Raw genomic sequence first — 2,774 nt, 5'->3', positions numbered from 1 at the left:
GCCGCGACCTGCGCGATCTGGCCAGCCAGGGCCTGTGCCGCAAGGTATACGGCGGCGCGTTGCCGGCGGCCCCGGAGTTCCCGCCGCTGGCCGACCGCCATGCCCTGCAGCGCGAACAGAAGCAGGCGCTGGCGCGTGCGGCCGCCCTGCATGTGCGTCCGGGTGAGCAGGTGCTGCTGGATGCCGGTTCCACCAACAGTGCCATTGCCGCGTGCCTGCCCGACAACCAAGGCCTGCGGGTGATCACCAATGCCCCGGACATCGCGCTGCTGCTGATGGCACGCAGCGGGTTCGAGGTCACCCTGATCGGCGGCCGGCTGGATCCGCGGATCGGCGCGGCCGTGGGCGCGCAGGCGCTGGAAGCGATCGCCGCGTTGCGCGTGGATGTGTGCTTCATCGGCACCTGCGCGGTGGATGCCGAGGCCGGGCTGTGGGCCGTGGATGGCGAAGAAGCCGCGTTGAAGCGGGCGATGCTCGCCGCCAGCAGCCGCTGCGTGGTGGTGGCCAGCAACGAAAAACTGGGCGCCCAGGCATCGCACCGGATCGGCGCGGTCGAACGAATCGACGTGCTGGTGTTGGAGGCCGATGCCCCACCCGCGCAGGCCGAGGCGTTCGCGCGCCGCGGCGTCGACATCCACCACGCCGCTGCGGAGTGAGCCCGATATGTCCACACTGACCCACGCATCGCTGGCCGGTACCCGCGTCGAGCAACACGCCACCCGCGCCGCCTTCTTCCTGCCCGGCTTCGCCACCGCCGCCTGGGCGCCGCTGGTACCTTTCGCCAAGACCCGCACCGGGCTCGATGAGGGCTCGCTGGGCCTGGTGCTGCTGTGCCTGGGCGCAGGCTCCCTGCTGGCGATGCCGCTGGCGGGCATATTCGCTGCCCGCCATGGGTGCCGCGCGGTGATGATCGGCACGCTGTTGATGGTGATCGCCAGCCTGCCCCTGCTGGCCATCGCACCCTCGCCCTGGACGCTGGGCCTGGCCCTGTTCGTGTTCGGCGCCGGGGTGGGCGCGTGCGACTGCACGATGAACATCCAGGCGGTCATGGTCGAGCGTGACAGCGGCCGGCCGATGATGTCCGGCTTCCACGCCTTCTACAGCATCGGCGGCGCGGTGGGCGCCGCGGCGATGACCGGGCTGCTCGCGCTGCACCTGCCGCCGTGGCTGGTGTGCCTGCTGGCCGTCGCGGTGATGGCCGCGCTGCTGGCCCTGTCGCTGCCGTACTGGCGGCGCGACAAGGCGCCGGCCGGTGCCCCGGTGTTCGCGGTGCCGCATGGGGTGGTGCTGGGCATCGGCGTGCTGTGTTTCGTGGCCTTCCTGGCCGAGGGCGCCATGCTCGACTGGAGCGCGGTATTCCTGCACGAGGTTCAGCAGGTGCCGCCGTCGCACGCCGGGCTGGGCTTCATGACGTTCGCCATCGCCATGACGGTGACCCGCCTGGTCGGCGACGGCGTGGTGGCCGCGCTGGGGCGGCACCGCGCCATCCTGCTCGGCAGCCTGGTGGCCGCCGGTGGTTTCGCGCTGGTCACCTTTGCCACGCTGCTGCCGCTGGCGTTGCTGGGCTATGCGCTGATCGGGCTCGGCTGCGCCAACATCGTGCCGGCGCTGTTCTCGATGGCCGGCAACCAGAAGGCGATGCCGGAAAGCCTGGCGATTCCGGCGATCACCACGCTCGGTTACGCCGGTGTACTGGCAGGCCCCGCCTTCATCGGGTTCGTGGCGCAGGCCAGCAGCCTGGTGTTCGCCTTCTGCCTGGTGGCTGTTGCGTTGGCTGGCATTGGCATCGCCGCACGCTGGGTACGGGCCTAGCCGACACCGCATCGCCGCGGGGCGACGCTGAACGCCCCGCGCGATGCGCATGATTCCCATTTCCGGTAGGATCCGCCGGCGTTCGCCCCCACTACCGGAAGTGTCGTGCCCATGTTGCCCCGTTCGTCCTGCCCGCGACCGTCGCCGATCGCGTGCGCGCTTGCTACTGCCCTCGCCGCCCTGCCGTGTGCCGTGAGCGCGCAATCGGCCAGCCCGACCGAACTGGATGCGGTCACCGTCACCGGCAACTGGCTTGACAATCCCACCGAGGCCAAGCTGCTCGACCACCCTGGCGCGCGCAGCATCGTTGAATCCCAACGCATCGCCGAAAGCGGCGCGACCAGTGTGCGCGACGTGCTGCGCCAGATCCCCGGCGTACAGGTGCAGGAAAGCAACGGCACCGGCGGCAGCGATGTTTCGCTCAACGTCGGCGTGCGCGGTCTGACCTCGCGCCTGTCGCCGCGCTCCTATGTGCTGATGGATGGCGTGCCGATGTCGTATGCACCCTACGGCCAGCCGCAGCTGTCGCTGGCCCCGGTAGCGCTGGGCAACCTGGAATCGGTGGACGTGGTGCGCGGCGCCGGCTCGGTGCGCTACGGGCCACAGAACGTGGGCGGCATCATCAACTTCGTGACCCGCGCCATTCCGACCGATTTCGCCGGCACGCTGGGTTTCAGCAGCGAGCTCTACGGCCGCAGCGGCCACCTGAAAACCGTGCCCAGCCTGTTCGTGGGCGGCACCACCGATGGCGGCCTGGGCATGGCGCTGCTGTATTCGGGCACCCATGGCGAGGGCTGGCGCAGCAGCAACGACAGCACCGACATCGACGATGTGCTGCTCAAGGCGTCCTACGCGCTGGGCAACGCAGGCGACCTGGCGCTGTCGCTGCATCATTTTGAAGGCAGCGGCCGCATGCCGGGCGGGCTGACCAGCGCCGAGTACGCGGCCGACCCGTTCCAGTC

General features: G+C 70.3%; 3 protein-coding genes. All 3 read left to right on the top strand.

Annotated features, from left to right (window positions below; translation table 11 throughout):
- The coding region (locus tag DBR34_RS17705; protein WP_258224085.1) for a DeoR/GlpR family DNA-binding transcription regulator at positions 1–656 on the top strand (656 nt) is incomplete at its 5' end.
- A gap of 7 nt (positions 657–663) precedes the next feature.
- Positions 664–1,812: an MFS transporter gene (locus tag DBR34_RS17700; protein WP_128097755.1), complete on the top strand. Its 1,149-nt coding sequence runs from the start codon at positions 664–666 to the stop codon at positions 1,810–1,812.
- A 192-nt stretch (positions 1,813–2,004) separates the two neighbouring features.
- Positions 2,005–2,774 (top strand): TonB-dependent receptor plug domain-containing protein (locus tag DBR34_RS17695; protein ID WP_258224084.1); only part of this gene is annotated, 770 nt, incomplete at its 3' end.

Origin of the sequence: Stenotrophomonas sp. HMWF003 (assembly GCF_003061285.1) — a bacterium.
Lineage (GTDB): Bacteria > Pseudomonadota > Gammaproteobacteria > Xanthomonadales > Xanthomonadaceae > Stenotrophomonas > Stenotrophomonas maltophilia_AP.
This window is presented reverse-complemented; position numbering and strand designations above follow the sequence as displayed.